This is a genomic window from Mycolicibacter longobardus (assembly GCF_002102265.1).
In the GTDB taxonomy this organism is placed as follows: Bacteria; Actinomycetota; Actinomycetes; order Mycobacteriales; family Mycobacteriaceae; genus Mycobacterium; species Mycobacterium longobardum.
Window position 1 is genome coordinate 23,769 of record NZ_LQPG01000004.1, and the last position, 14,138, is coordinate 37,906.

Genomic DNA, 14,138 nt, shown 5'->3' on the forward strand with positions numbered 1-14,138 from the left:
ATCCCGCAGCAGATTTCGCTGGGCGTTTCGCCGAACTGCCGAAACGTTGTATTGAGTTACAACTTTCTGTCAGCCGACTGGGAGCCAGGCGTTGACGGCCTTCGCGATCTGGAGATACAGCGGGATCCCGATGGTCACGTTGTAGGCGAACGTCAGGCCCAGCGATGACGCCAGCGGAACGGTCGGGCTGGCCTCGGGGATCGCCATTCGCTGCACGGCGGGCACCGCGATGTAGGACGCTGCCCCGCACAGCACGGCGAACAGCACATAGCTGCCCGTCTCGAAATGCATGCCGGTGAGCTGGGAATAGGTGTGGATGACGAAAATCCCCGCTGTGGCAAAGAGATTCGGAGCCAGCAGTCCGAATGCGATCAATCCGCGTCCCGCGGTCCGCAGATCCTTGAGTTTGCGGGACGCCGTCATCCCCATCTCGAGCAGGAACAGGCACAGCATCCCCTGAAACGCCGTGACGAAGACGTGGTCGCCGTCCTCGATGACCGATGCGCCCTGCAGACGGCTGGTGAAACCGATCAGGATCCCACCGAACAGCAGGTACAGCCCGGGGTTGAGCAGTACCTCGCGCAGCAGCACTCCGCTGGCCGGCACCGAGGCACCCGGCACCGGATCCGTGCCCGGCCCGATGTGCTCCAGCTTTTCCAGGGAGATCTTGAGTTCTTCTTCGATCCCCCGCTCACGGCGCGTCGCGGTGTGTGGTCCGCTCAACTGGGCGGCGCCGACCAGCTCCCGCCTGACCCTCGGGTTGTACCCGGGCTCGTCGGCCATGTTGCCCAACGGGTCCATTCCGCGCTCACGCAATCGCGCCACCAGGATCAATGCCACGATGCAGCCCGGGATCTCCATCACGGCCAGCATCACCGGCATGTAGGCGTCGAATGCGATGTCCAACGTGACGAGCACGCCCAGGCAGGTGGCGAACGTGCCCGCGGAGTCCGATCCGTAGTAACCGGCGACGGTGGCGCGGTCGATACGTCTCATCTTCGTCATCCGGGTCAGCAGCGCGTAGGCGACGAATCCGATGATCAGGTTGGTGAAGAAGCCCAGCACGATGAAGCCCAGCACGCCGGCGATGCTGGATGCGTCGATGGTGGCGAGTTCTTCACCGCCACGCCAGCCGATGGCCAGCAGCAGGTACAACGTCAGGCCCTGATACAGCACGTAGGGGAATTCGAACTGGATCTTCAGCAGCGGGATGAGGAACCCCATGTAGAAGAAGAGCAACAGCGGCTTGAACAAGTTGTGGGTGAAGTTGTGCCAGAACTCGTACAGCATGAGCGTCTCTCCAGGGGTCCGTGCAGGTTGAGCAGGCCGTGCCGGAGAAACCATAGAACCGGTTCACGACGTCGTCCTGCCGAAAGTGCCCCCCGCCGCTGATTGGCAGCAGAGTGGCAGGGATCGGGAAACTCCGGTTGCTCATCGGCGGTGCCGTCGTGGAACACACGGCGGGGTCGGTGCGATCGCCGCACGCACCATGCCCTGGTCAGCGGCCCGGCGAGGCCGCGGGCGACCGGAAAAACCCGGAAAGTAGGCGAACCTTGGTTACGGCTGTCGTAACAGCAAGTTAACAATCAATCTGGCGGACGCGCCGATTGCCGCCGATCCTGACAACCTTCCCAGCTTTCTCGCGTGCCGGGCCCCTGACGGGCTCTGTCCGGGGGCTACCAGACGTGGCCGTCGCGCCAGTCGCAGGCCAATTCGGCGGTGGTGTCCAGGTCGAGGCTGACCGGCATGACGAACACGGTGCCGTCGGCGTCGGGGGTGCGGACCGTCCCGGTCGGGGCCAGCACCGAGGTAGGCCCCCGCCAGGGGAGCCAGCCTCGTGCGGTGTAGAGGCGACGGCTGATATCGGCCGAACTGAGAGCGCCGAGCTCGAAGGCTCCCCGGATCACCTGTTCGCAGGCCTGAAGCACCGCGGTGCCCAGACCCTTCCCCCGGTGGTCTGCTTGGACCGTGACGGCTTCGACGTAGCCGCAGCGCAGGGATCTGCCGCGGTAGAGCAGTTGGCGCCGGATCACCGAGCCGTGGGCGATCAGGGAGCCGTGGTGCCAGATCAATGCGTGCATCCCGCCGAGCGCGTGCTGCCAGTCGGCGTCGGAGAGGGTGCCGCCGAAGGCTTCGGTGACCAGCCGATGGGCTCCGCGGCGGGTCTCGTCGTCCAGATCGCTGGTGTGGATCAGGCGGGCGGTGTGAACCTTGCCGGGCACCCGACCGGCCTATCAGGCCGAGTGCGAGGAGGGCTGGTGCCGTGGGTGCGACCAGTGCATCCGCACGGTCTGCCCGGGCCGTACCTGCGCCAGGGTGTCGATGTCCTCGTCGACCACCACCCCCACCACCGGGTAGGCGCCCGTCACCGGATGGTCGGGGCCCAGGATGATCGGAAAACCGTTCGGCAGTACCTGAATTGCGCCCCGGACCGCTCCTTCCGCGGGCAATTGCCGCCTCGGCCAACGGTATTCCAGCGGCATCCCGACCAACCGCATACCGACTCGGTCACTGCGGTTGCTCACCAGCCAGTTGGTGCGCACCATGATGTCCGGATCGACGAACCAGTCGTCGCGCGGCCCGGGTGCCACCCGCAGCTCGACCACGTCGTCGGGGATCGTCGCCACGGGTGCCTGGTCGATCTCGGGATAGGTGCCGGTTCGTTCGCCGATCGCCAGCACGTCGCCGTCGCGCAGCGGCGACGGACCGATCTCGCTCATCACGTCGTAGCTGCGCGAGCCCAGCACCGGTGCGACGTCGATGCCACCCCGCACCGCGAGGTAGGTCCGGAGCCCCGATCGCGGCGTGCCCAGTGAGACCACCTGGCCGTCGCGGACATGCTGAATACTGTTGGTGCCGAAGGCGACTCCGTCGACATTCGGGTCGGCGTCGGCGCCGGTGACCGCGATGTCGACGTCGCCGCCGTGCACCCGGGCGGAGAATCCGCCGAATGCCACCTCGATGGTGGCCCGGTCGTCAGGGTTGGCCAGCAGCCGGTTGGCCAGTTTGTGCGACCGCCGGTCGGCGGCCCCGGACGGGCTGACGCCGAGGTGGCCCAGTCCGGCCCGGCCCAGATCCTCGACCAGGGCCAGCGGACCGGTGTGCAGGATCTCCAACGTGGCCCCGGTGGTGGTAGTAGCCATGTGCGTCGTCCTTCCTCGTGTTCCGCGCCTCACGCGGCCCGGAACTGCACCGACAGGCCCGGTGTCAGCAGCGACGGATCGGGGCGGCCCAGATCCCACAGCACCGCGTCGGTGCGGCCGATCAGTTGCCAGCCGCCCGGCCACTGGCGCGGGTAGATGCCGCTGAACTGACCTGCCAACGCCACTGAACCGGCCGGAACCGCGGCCCGCAGTTCGGCGCGCCGAGGTACCTGCAGCCTCGGGTCGCCGCCGATCAGGTAGGCGAAACCCGGTGTAGATCCGCCGAATCCGACCAGCCAGGGCGTTGCGGTGTGGGCGTTGATCACCTGGGCGACGGTCAGGCCGGTGCGCTCGGCCACCTCGGCGAGGTCGGGCCCGTCGTAGATGACGTCGATCACCACGTCCGCCGCGCCGCTCGGTGCACTGGTCTGGACCTCGTCGGTGTCGACGGTCAGGGTGGCCAGCCGGCGCCGGACCCGCGCCTGATAGCCGGGTGCGGCCAGGGTCAGCAAGACGGTGTGCGAGGCCGGGACGATGTCGATGACCCCGGGGAGTGCCGCGGAGCGCAGTGCCGCGGTCCATGCCAGCACGTCTGCGGTGCGGTCGAACTGCAGCAGCAGTCCGGTGTCGCCGTAGTCCAGGATCGTGTCGGTCTGGGTGAGATCCGTGAATTCCATTGCCAGGCTCATGCCACGACCGTAGTCCCGAATAGTGATGTGGGCCACAGTTCTGCGGGCTATGCCAGAGGGGTCTTACCGAACGTGCAGAGTTGGGCCCTACCCGGTGACCTTGGCGATCAATGCCGGTAGTTGGTCGGCCACCACCGGGTAGCTCAGCGGAGAGGCGAATGCGATCGCACCGGCCTGCTCCTTGGTGGTGAAGACGCTGCGGGACTCGTACGCGGCGATGTCAGGATCATCGAGCAGGGCCCGGCGTTCGTCGTCACTCTCGGTGGTCCAGATCAGTACGTCGACGCCGGCGAGCGTGGACCCGATCCGATCGTGGTCGATCACCGCGGGTGCTTCGGCGACGGTCAGCCCCAGCTGGGTCAGGAAGTCGGTGCGCCAGCCGGTGTCGGCCGAGACGATTCCATTCTCGAGGCGGCCCGCCAGGAGCAGAGCCCTCTTGCCGGCGAAGCCGGGGTGCGCGGAGGCGACCTCGGCGAACTTCGCGTCGACGCCGTCGACGAGGGACTGCATCTGCTGTGCCCGGTGGACCGCCTTGCCGATGGCGGTGGCCTGAACCTTCCAGGGCTCGAAGAAGGCGTCACCACCGGACTGCGGCACGGTCGGCGCGATCACCGACAACTTCTGATAGGTGTCGGCGTCCACCCCGGCGTTGGTCGCGATGATCAGATCCGGCTTGAGGTCGGCGATCTGGTGAACCGCGATCCCGTCGTTGAGGTCCAGTACCGCTGGCTTGGCGTCACCGAGCAGCTGCTGCGCCCAGGGCCATACCGCGAACGGCTGACCGCCGAACCAGTCGGTCACCGCGATCGGGACGACCCCGAGGGCGAGCAGATCATCCTGCCCGGTGTAGCCGGCGCAGACCACCCGCCTGGGCGGCTCCGGAACGGTCGTCTCACCGAAGAGGTGGGTGATGGTGACCGGCCCCGCGGCGGGGGCGTCGTCGCCTGTCCTGCCCGAAGAGCAGGCCGTGGTCGACTCGCCGACGCCGACCGTGAGCAGGGCTGCGGCTCCGGCCGCACCGAGGAACCTGCGTCGATTCCACCGGGGAGGCATACGCCGACACTATTGGCGCTCGGTGGGGCGGCCGGTGACGCGCCGTCCCAGTTTGGAGATCCCCGGCAGACCGGACAGCGCCTTATAGACGTCGTTACCGGTTGCCACCAGTGCCTCCAGTTGCGGCAGAACACGATCCATCGTGGCAAGCATGGGGTCGGCGAGCGCCAGGTAGCGCTCGGTTCGGTCGATCGTGGTGTTGAGTCGCTCGATCGTGCTGGCCAGGTTCTCCACCAGGCTCGGCAGCTCCGCGGCGATCTTCGCCGTGGCGGGCGGTACTCGCATCGCGGCGTTGGCGGCTGCCTGGGCCGTGTCCAGGGCGGTCTGGGCGGTGTCCAGGGCTGCCTTGGAGGCGGACTTGATGTCTGCCGGACTCGGAACCTTCGGGTTCGCCATGGTGTACAACTCTGCCCTACACCAACGGTGTTGTCAGCCGTATCCGCCGCCGCCGGGGGTTTCGATCACCAGCACATCGCCGGGACCGACGTCGGTGGAATCGCAGCCGGCCAGTTCGGTGACCGTGCCGTCAGCGCGTTGCACCCGGTTGTGCCCGAGCGCCCCGGGGCTGCCCCCGGCCATGCCGTAGGGCGCAACGCGCCGGTGTCCGGTCAGCACGCTGACCGTCATCGGCTCGCGGAACTCCAGCCGGCGCAGACCGCCGTCGCCGCCGTGCCAGCGGCCGGCCCCGCCACTGCCTTGCCGGATTGTGAACTCGCGTAACAACACCGGGAAACGCATCTCCAGCACCTCGGGATCGGTGAGCCGCGAGTTGGTCATGTGGGTCTGCACCACCGAAGCGCCGTCGAAACCGTCACCGGCGCCGGACCCGGAGCCGAGCGTCTCGTAGTACTGGTGGTCGGCGTTGCCGAACGTGACGTTGTTCATCGTTCCCGCTCCCTCGGCCTGCACACCCAGCGCGGCCAGCAATGCCCCGGTGATCGCCTGGGAGGTCTCGACATTGCCGGCCACCACCGCGGCCGGATGGGTCGGCGACAGCATGGTCGCGTCCGGGATCGTGATGTGCAGGGGGCGCAGGCAACCGTCGTTGATCGGGATGTCGTCGGCTACCAGGGTGCGGAACACGTAGAGCGCCGCGGCGGTGGCCACCGCCGACGGCGCATTGAAGTTCGTCGCCAACTGAGGCGAGGTTCCTTCGAAATCGATGGTGGCACTCCGCGCTGCGCGGTCGACGGTCACCCGTACCGCGATCACCGCACCCGAGTCCATCTGGTAGCGGTACTCGCCGTCGCCGAGGGAGTCGATGACGCGCCGCACCGCCTCCTCGGCGTTGTCCTGAACGTGGCGCATGTAGGCCTGCACCACATCCAGCCCGAAATGGGAGATCATCGCCCGGATCTCGTCGATCCCCTTCTGGTTGGCCGCGATCTGGGCGCGCAGGTCGGCGAGGTTGGTGTCGGGGCTGCGAGAGGGGAACCGCGCCCCGGTGAGCAGTTCCCGGGTCTGCGCCTCACGGAAGTGGCCGTCGTCGACCAGCAGCCAGTTGTCGAACAGCACGCCTTCCTCGTCGACAGTCCGGCTGTCGGCAGGCATGGAACCGGGTGTGGTTCCGCCGATTTCGGCGTGGTGGCCGCGGGATGCCACAAAGAACAGGACCGGGTCACCGGGGCTCGCCGACTCGGCGTACACCGGCGTGACAACGGTGATATCCGGTAGATGGGTGCCGCCGTGGTACGGGTCGTTGACCGCGTAGACCTGGCCGGGCCGCAGCTGTCCGGCCCGCCTGGCGATCACCTCCTTGACGGTGGCGCCCATCGAACCCAGGTGGACCGGGATGTGCGGCGCGTTGGCCACCAGGTTGCCCTCCGCATCGAACAGCGCGCAGGAGAAGTCCAGCCGCTCACGGATATTCACCGACTGGGCAGTGGCCTCCAACCGGGTGCCCATCTGTTCGGCGATGGCCATGAACAGATTGTTGAAGATCTCCAGCAGCACCGGGTCGGCCGCGGTACCGGCGTCGTCCGGCGCAGCCGCGGTCGTGCGTCGCAGCACCAGCTGTCCATCGGTGGTCAGGCCGGCCTGCCAGCCGTCGTCGACGACGGTGGTGGCGTTGTCCTCGGCGATGATGGCCGGCCCGGTGATGACGGCGTCCGGCGTGATGGACTCCCGCCGGTGCAGCAGCGCTTCCCGCCAGGCGCCACCGCTGTAGAGCCGGACGACTTCGCTCGGGTGAGTGACGTCGGCGTCACCGCCCCGGCGGCACAGCTCGGGTTGCTCGGTGAGCCCGGTCGCCTCGACCGAGACCGCTTCGGCGATCAGTGGGCGCTCCATCAGGAACGAGTACATGTTCCGGTGGACGTTCTCGAAGGCCGTCGTCATCTCGGTGAGGCCGGCAAGCTCGACTGGAATCGAGGTGTCGGTGCCCTGATAGCGAAGGTGTACCCGACGTGCCGCCCGGGTTCGGTCGGCCGGAATGTCCTGGGCGGCAAGCTCGGCGCGAGCCTGATGCTCGAGATCGTCGGCAACCTCGCCCAGCTCGGCGAGAACGGCCGATTCCAGCTGAACCTCTGTCGCCCGCTCGCGTATCACGGTGGTGTCGGCCAACCCGATGCCCAGGGCCGAGAGCACGCCCGCCATCGGCGGCACCAGCACCGTGCGGATGCCGAGCTCGTCAGCGACCGCGCACGCGTGCTGTCCGCCGGCGCCGCCGAAGGTGGTCAGCGCGTAGCGGGTGATGTCGTGGCCCTTCTGCACCGAGATCTTCTTGACCGCGTTGGCCATGTTTGCCACGGCGATGCGCAGGAACCCTTCGGCAACCTGCTCGGGGGCGCGGTCATCACCGGTGGCCGAACAGATTTCGGCGGCGAGCTCGGCGAAGGACCGTCGCACCGCCGTCGCATCCAACGGCTGGTCACCGGCCGGTCCGAACACCGAGGGGAAGTGCGCCGGCTGGATGCGCCCGAGCATCACGTTGGCATCGGTGACGGTCAGCGGCCCGCCGCGCCGGTAGCAGGCCGGGCCCGGGTCGGCGCCCGCGGACTCCGGCCCCACCCGGTACCGGCTGCCGTCGAAGTGCAGGATCGATCCGCCGCCGGCGGCGACGGTGTGGATGTGCAGCATCGGGGCCCGTAGCCGCACCCCGGCGACCTCGGTGGTGAAAACCCGCTCGTAGCCGCCTGAGGCAGCGCTGTAATGCGAAACGTCGGTGGAGGTTCCGCCCATGTCGAACCCGATCACCGAGTCGAAGCCGGCCAGTGCCGACATCCGCACCATGCCGACGATTCCGCCGGCCGGCCCGGACAGGATCGCGTCCTTGCCACGGAAGTGATCGGCCGCCGCGAGCCCGCCGTTGGACTGCATGAACATCAGTCGCACACCGCTGAGCTGATCGGCCACCTGTGCCACATAGCGCCGCAACACCGGTGACAGGTAGGCGTCGACGACGGCGGTGTCGCCGCGTGGAACCAGCTTCGGCAGCGGGCTTACCTCACCCGACAGCGAGACCTGGGTGAAGCCGACCTGTTCGGCCAGGGCACCGATCGCCTTCTCGTGCGCGGGATTGCGATAGCTGTGCAGGCACACCACCGCGCACGCGCGGATGCCGTCGGCGTGGGCGGCGCGCAGCTGTTCGGCCAGGGCCGCCAGATCCGGCGCACGCAGCACAGTCCCGTCGGCGGTGATGCGTTCGTCGACCTCGACGGTGCGTTCGTAGAGCTGCTCGGGCAACACGATGTGCCGGTCGAAGATACGCGGCCGATTCTGGTAGGCGATGCGCAGCGCGTCGCCGAAACCACGGGTGATGACCAGCAGGGTGCGCTCGCCGGCGCGTTCCAGCAGGGCGTTGGTGGCCACCGTCGTGCCCATCCGTACCGCATCGATGAGCCCGGCCGGAATCGGTGCGTCATCGGTGATCTGCAACAGGGCCCGGATGCCGGCCACCGCCGCGTCCCGGTAGCGCGCCGGGTTCTCCGAGAGCAGCTTGTGAGTGAACAGGTGTCCGTCCGGGCGGCGCGCCACGATGTCGGTGAACGTGCCGCCCCGGTCGATCCAGAACTGCCATTTAGCCGACACGGGTCACATTCTGCTTGGTAATCAGGGAGACCGCGAAGTCGGCGTAGCTGCGCGCCGTTTCTTCGGGTGTTCGCGGTCCGGCCGCGTTGAACCACTGCGGCAACGATGTACACATCGTGGTGATGGCGCGTCCGGCGATCCGGCGGTCCAGAACGTCGCTGCCATCGACGTCTCCCTCTCGCGATGCGCGGGAGATGGCATCGTCGAGTATGTGCTGCAGTTGGTTTCGCGAGTCGGCGATACGTTGCCGATTCGCCGCGGTGAGACTGCGCATCTCGCTGGCTCCGATGAATGCCAGCTTCTGGCGGTGGGTGTGGAAAAGCGCCAGGGCTTCAACGATGAGCCGCACCTCGCCAAGCCCGGTTTGAGCGTCGTTGCGTGCGGCGTTGACGCGCCAGTGCAGTTCGGTCATGGTCAGATCCAGTATCGCCACCAGCAGCGTCTGCTTGTCGGGGTAGTGGTGGTAGATGCCGGGAACGCTCATGCCCGCGCGGGCGGCCAGGTCCCGCATCGTGCTGCCGTGGTACCCGGTTTCGACAAAGGCATCGATGGCCGCGCTCAGGACGCCATCGAGGACCAGTGGCGGAAAGGTCCGCCAGTCGCGGCCCGATCCCCGGGCTTCGGCTCGGAGATCTCCCGGGGAGGGTGCCGGTGCGGGGATGGCGCCCGACAGGATCTGGGCCGCCGTCACGCCCAGCACCGCGGCGCATGCCTGCAGCCGGGTGACCGAGACCCCGGTCTTGCCGTTTTCCATCGCGCTCACGGTCGCCGGGCTGACCCGCAGGCTCTGCGCGAGATCGCGGACCGTCAGGCCCCGGGCCCGGCGGGCCGCGCGGATCGCACTGCCGCATTCGGGTGGTCCGGCCACGGCCAACTCCTTGTAGTGTTCAGGAATACTGAACTATTTTGACGGAAAATGTCGTGCTGTGCCACAGTCCGTATTGTTCGGGCCGAGCGATCGGTCGGGTAGATGCGAACCTGATTGGGGTGACATGGCGATCGAGTTGAGCTACTCGCCGGAAGTCTCGGAGCTCGTCGAAAAGACGCGGGCATTCGTCGATGAAGTGGTGCTGCCGGTCGAGGATCGCTACGGCGGAGACATCGCGGCCGCGGGCGGCGACGCCGCGGTGCAGGAACTGCAGGCGGCGGCGCGCCGTGCCGGTGTGTTCGCGCCGCATGCTCCGGTCGAATACGGCGGGCTGGGTCTGAACATGTCCGACCGGGCGCCGGTATTCGAGGCCGCCGGCTACTCGCTGTTCGGTCCCGCCGCGGTCAACATCGCCGCCCCGGATGAGGGCAACGTGCATCTGCTGGCGGAGGTGGCCAGCCCCGAGCAGAAAGCCCGCTACCTCGCGCCCCTGGCGGCCGGCGACGTTCGGTCCGCCTTCGCGATGACCGAACCCGCCCCGGGTGCGGGCTCGGATCCGGCCGCGCTGACGACCAGGGCCGAACAGCGGTCCGGGGACTGGTACATCACCGGCCGCAAGTGGTACATCACCGGTGCCGACGGCGCCGCGTTCTTCATCGTCATGGCCAGAACCTCCGGGGACGCCGGACAACGCGGCGGCGCCACCATGTTCCTGGTCCCCGCCGACACCGCCGGCCTGACCGTCGGCCGGCACATCCCGACGCTGGACCGGTCGATGGTGGGCGGCCACTGTGAGGTGTTCTTCGAGGATGTGCGGGTTCCCGCCGACGCGGTGCTCGGCGAGGTGGACCGCGGCTTCGAGTACGCCCAGGTCCGTCTGGGGCCTGCGCGCATGACGCACGTGATGCGATGGCTGGGCGCCGCGCGTCGGGGTCACGACACCGCCCTGTCCCACGTCGTGCAGCGCCAGGCGTTCGGCTCGGCGCTCGGCGATCTGGGCATGATCCAGAACATGGTGGCAGACAACGAGATCGACATCGCGGCCACTCGAGCGCTGCTGGTGCGGGCGTGCTGGGAACTGGATCAGGGCAGCAATGCCGGGGATGCGACATCGATCGCCAAGACCTTCGCCGCCGAGGCGATCTTCCGCATCGTCGACCGCAGCGTGCAGATGTGCGGTGCGCTGGGCGTCACCGAGGATCTGCCCCCCGCGCGACTGTCCCGCGAAGTGCGGCCGTTCCGGGTGTACGACGGGCCGTCGGAAGTGCACCGCTGGGCCATCGCCAAGCGGAGGGTCGGGGCGGCGCGGCGAGCACTCAAGGACGCCCCGCGGTGACGGTCGAAGGCCTGGATCCGGTTGCCCTGCGGCAGTACCTCGTCGCTCACGACGTTCCGGTTGCCGGTGAACTCGTCGTCGAACTGATTGCCGGTGGCCGCTCGAATCTCACCTTCAAGGTCAGCGACGAGTCCTCGGCGTGGGTGGTTCGCCGGCCCCCGCTCGGCGGTCTCACCCCGTCGGCCCACGACGTGGGGCGCGAATTCGTGGTCACCGAAAAGCTCTACGGCACCGGCGTGCCGATCGCCCGGCCCATTGCACTGGATGCCGACGGTGTGGTGTGCGGTATGCCGTTGACCGTGACCGAGTTCGTGACCGGACGGGTCTACCGGCACAAGGACGATCTGGACGCGCTGTCGGATGAGGAGCTGGGCGCCAACGCCGCGGCGTTGGTGCGGGTGCTGGTGGATCTGCACGCGGTCGACTACCGCGCCGTCGGGCTGGAGGCATTCGGCCGGCCGGCGGGTTTCCTGGAGCGCCAGGTGCGGCTGTGGGCACGCCAGTGGGATCTGGTCAAGACCCGCCCGAGCGACGACGCGTTGACCGACGACGTGGCGGGGCTGGCCGCGGCGCTGGCCGACGCCATTCCGCAGACATCGGAGTCATCGGTGGTGCACGGCGACTTCCGTATCGACAACACCATCTGCGATGCCGAGCAGGCAGATGTCGTCCGGGCAGTCGTGGACTGGGAGCTTTCCACTCTCGGTGATCCGCTCACCGACATCGCCCTGATGTGCGCCTACCGATCGCCTGCCTTCGACCTCGTGTTCGGTCACCCCGCCGCATGGACCAGTGATCGACTGCCGTCGGCCGATACTCTCGCCGAGGAATACGCACGGCTGTCGGGCCGCGACCTGGGTGACTGGAACTTCTATTTGGCGCTGGCGAACTTCAAGATCGGCGTGATCGCCGAGGGAATCACCCACCGGGCCCTGCACGGCGCCGGTGACGTGCAGAACGCCGGTGCGGCGGCAGAGGCTGCGCCGGAGTTCATCGCCGCGGCACGAAATGCGTTGAAGCGAAAGTGATAAGTCGAGAAAGGTGAGTCGGGTGAGCGTACTGGACAGGTTCCGCATGGACGGCAAGGTCGCCGTGGTGACCGGGGCGTCCTCGGGCCTGGGCGTCTACTTCGCCCGGGCTTTCGCCGAGGCCGGCGCTGATGTCGTGCTGGCGGCGCGGCGGGTGGAGAAGCTCGCGCAGGCAGCCGAGCTCGTCACCGGCACCGGACGCGCAGCCCTGCCGGTGGCCACCGATGTCGCCGACCCGGCGGCGGCCACCCGAATGGTGGAGGCGGCGATCGAGCGGTTCGGGCGTGTCGATGTGTTGATCAACAACGCCGGTATCGGAACGGCGCACCCCGCCACCCGGGAGACCCCCGAGCAGTTCCGCGAGGTGATCGACATCAACCTCAACGGGGCGTACTGGGCCGCACAGGCCTGCGGACGGGTGATGGGGCCGGGTTCCTCGATCGTCAACATCTCCAGCGTCCTGGGCCTGACCACGGCCGGGCTGCCGCAGGCCGCCTACGCCGCCAGCAAGGCCGGGCTGATCGGTCTGACGCGAGATCTGGCTCAGCAGTGGGGGAGCCGAAAAGGCATCCGGGTCAACGCGATCGCACCCGGGTTCTTCCAATCGGAGATGACCGACCAGTACCGTCCGGGCTACCTGGACAGCATCTCCCACCGCATCGTGCTGGGCCGCATGGGAGATCCCGAAGAACTGGCGGCCACCGCGGTGTGGCTGGCCTCGGATGCCGGCGGCTACGTCACCGGACAGACCATCGCGGTTGACGGCGGCTTCACGATCAACTGACGTAGCGATAGCCTCGGCTGATGTTTCCCGAGGCGATCCGGCTGTCCGAGCTGGGTTCCGGTGCCGACGCGGTATTGCGGATCGTCGCGCATTTCGACGCGCTGGTCGAGTCGAGTGCCGACGCCGAGGCGGTGGTCCGATCAGCCGAGGCGGTCGCCCAATGCCCGGTGGCCGTGCGGTGGGTGTCGGCGACCGAACCGGAGGTTCAGCGAGGCTCGACGAAGGAGAGGCGAAGCTGGGACCGCCGTATGAACCCCGAGGTTCGGTTGGAACGCGCCGGCGGCGCAGCGCATCCGCTCGATGAGGTACTGATCGACCGGGTGCGCCACGCGCTGCGAATGACGGCTTCCCGGGTGGGATCGACCGTGCAGTTGGGCGATCCCGCGCTGTTGGAACTGGTGTTGTCCGACAACGAATTACCCGCCGAACGGGCCCGCGCGATCCGGCTCTTGGGCCTCGATGAGACCCGCGAGGTCCGAGTGCTGGCGGTGTCGGCCGGATCGCCGGCCGAGGCGCTGCGCGTCGTCGTACGCGAACTGGGTGACCAACCGATCCGCTCGGTCACGATCGGCGGCGACACGGCGCTGCTGTGCTACAGCTCGGAGGATGCCCGGACCTTGTCGGACCGCCTGGACGCGGCGATCATCGCGGCGTTCCCGCCGCCGCTGCCCGCGACCACCGGCCGCGGGCCGTGGGTCGGGATCGGCGCCAAGACCACCGTGTTCGGGGCGGCCGGGTCCTGGCGGCAGGCGCAACGCGGGCTGCGGTTCGCGTCGTCCACCCACTACGGGCGCAGGGCGGTCGCCTATGAGCGCCTGAGTGTCCTGGAGCTACTCGCGGACCTGCCGTTGGAGCAGGTGCTGCGGCACCGCGATGTGGCGCGGATCAACGCGATCGCGTCGAAACCAGCGGGGGCGCACGACGTCGACACCACCGAGGCGTTCTGCGTGCTCGGTTCGCTGCGCCGCACCGCCACCCAGCTGCACCTGCACCACAGCACGGTGGCGGCGCGCATCGCCCACGTCGAGTCGGCGATGGGCTGGGACCTGGCCGACCCGATCGATCGGTTCACGGCCACCCTGGTGCTCTTCGTGCGCCGTATCGCACTGTCGTCGGCCGAACTCTCCGCCACGGAACCGACAAACGTCGGATGATATCGGTAATCCAACAGACATATGGCGGATGACCGGGGCAATGGTTGGAGTGAT

The 14,138-nt window shown here is 68.2% G+C and carries 12 protein-coding genes; 4 read left to right on the plus strand and 8 right to left on the minus strand.

All coding sequences use genetic code 11. The features are described 5' to 3' along the window. Positions 1 to 69: 69 nt before the first annotated feature. The 8 genes from AWC16_RS00365 to AWC16_RS00400 all read right to left on the minus strand — a co-directional run bounded on the left by AWC16_RS00365 (position 70) and on the right by AWC16_RS00400 (position 9,782). On the minus strand, positions 70 to 1,290 hold the full coding sequence (locus AWC16_RS00365) for a sodium-dependent bicarbonate transport family permease (RefSeq protein WP_085262858.1): 1,221 nt from the start codon (positions 1,288 to 1,290) through the stop codon (positions 70 to 72). Between the two features lie 386 nt (positions 1,291 to 1,676). Next, complete coding sequence (locus AWC16_RS00370) at positions 1,677 to 2,222, minus strand: GNAT family N-acetyltransferase (protein ID WP_085262859.1); 546 nt, start codon at positions 2,220 to 2,222, stop codon at positions 1,677 to 1,679. A 12-nt stretch (positions 2,223 to 2,234) separates the two neighbouring features. Beyond that, positions 2,235 to 3,143 (minus strand): 5-oxoprolinase/urea amidolyase family protein, encoded by a 909-nt coding sequence (locus tag AWC16_RS00375; protein ID WP_085262860.1) that lies wholly within the window; start codon positions 3,141 to 3,143, stop codon positions 2,235 to 2,237. 29 nt (positions 3,144 to 3,172) lie between these two features. Beyond that, the gene (locus AWC16_RS00380) at positions 3,173 to 3,832 is read right to left on the minus strand and encodes a 5-oxoprolinase subunit B family protein (protein ID WP_085262861.1); all 660 of its coding nucleotides are present in this window, start codon (positions 3,830 to 3,832) and stop codon (positions 3,173 to 3,175) included. Between the two features lie 87 nt (positions 3,833 to 3,919). Beyond that, positions 3,920 to 4,885, minus strand: coding sequence for an ABC transporter substrate-binding protein (locus AWC16_RS00385; protein ID WP_085262862.1), 966 nt, complete (start codon positions 4,883 to 4,885; stop codon positions 3,920 to 3,922). Between the two features lie 9 nt (positions 4,886 to 4,894). Further along, positions 4,895 to 5,281, minus strand: a complete 387-nt coding sequence (locus tag AWC16_RS00390; protein WP_085262863.1) for a hypothetical protein — start codon at positions 5,279 to 5,281, stop codon at positions 4,895 to 4,897. A gap of 33 nt (positions 5,282 to 5,314) precedes the next feature. Then, entirely contained in the window at positions 5,315 to 8,914 is a 3,600-nt protein-coding gene (locus tag AWC16_RS00395) for a hydantoinase B/oxoprolinase family protein (protein WP_085262864.1), read from the minus strand. Further along, positions 8,904 to 9,782: a TetR-type transcription factor C-terminal domain-containing protein gene (locus AWC16_RS00400; protein ID WP_085262865.1), complete on the minus strand. Its 879-nt coding sequence runs from the start codon at positions 9,780 to 9,782 to the stop codon at positions 8,904 to 8,906. Before AWC16_RS00400 ends, AWC16_RS00395 begins: the two co-directional genes overlap by 11 nt. A 124-nt stretch (positions 9,783 to 9,906) precedes the next feature. On the opposite strand from AWC16_RS00400, the gene AWC16_RS00405 reads away from it, so the two are divergent. From AWC16_RS00405 to AWC16_RS00420, 4 genes are read left to right on the plus strand one after another with little or no spacing between them, the layout of a single operon-like run. Further along, positions 9,907 to 11,118, plus strand: coding sequence for an acyl-CoA dehydrogenase family protein (locus AWC16_RS00405; protein ID WP_085262866.1), 1,212 nt, complete (start codon positions 9,907 to 9,909; stop codon positions 11,116 to 11,118). Next, entirely contained in the window at positions 11,115 to 12,146 is a 1,032-nt protein-coding gene (locus tag AWC16_RS00410) for a phosphotransferase family protein (RefSeq protein WP_085262867.1), read from the plus strand. The genes AWC16_RS00405 and AWC16_RS00410 overlap by 4 nt, the downstream gene beginning before the upstream one ends. 22 nt (positions 12,147 to 12,168) lie before the next feature. Further along, entirely contained in the window at positions 12,169 to 12,930 is a 762-nt protein-coding gene (locus AWC16_RS00415) for an SDR family NAD(P)-dependent oxidoreductase (protein ID WP_085262868.1), read from the plus strand. Between the two features lie 20 nt (positions 12,931 to 12,950). Next, positions 12,951 to 14,084: a PucR family transcriptional regulator gene (locus tag AWC16_RS00420; RefSeq protein ID WP_085262869.1), complete on the plus strand. Its 1,134-nt coding sequence runs from the start codon at positions 12,951 to 12,953 to the stop codon at positions 14,082 to 14,084. Positions 14,085 to 14,138 lie beyond the last annotated feature (54 nt).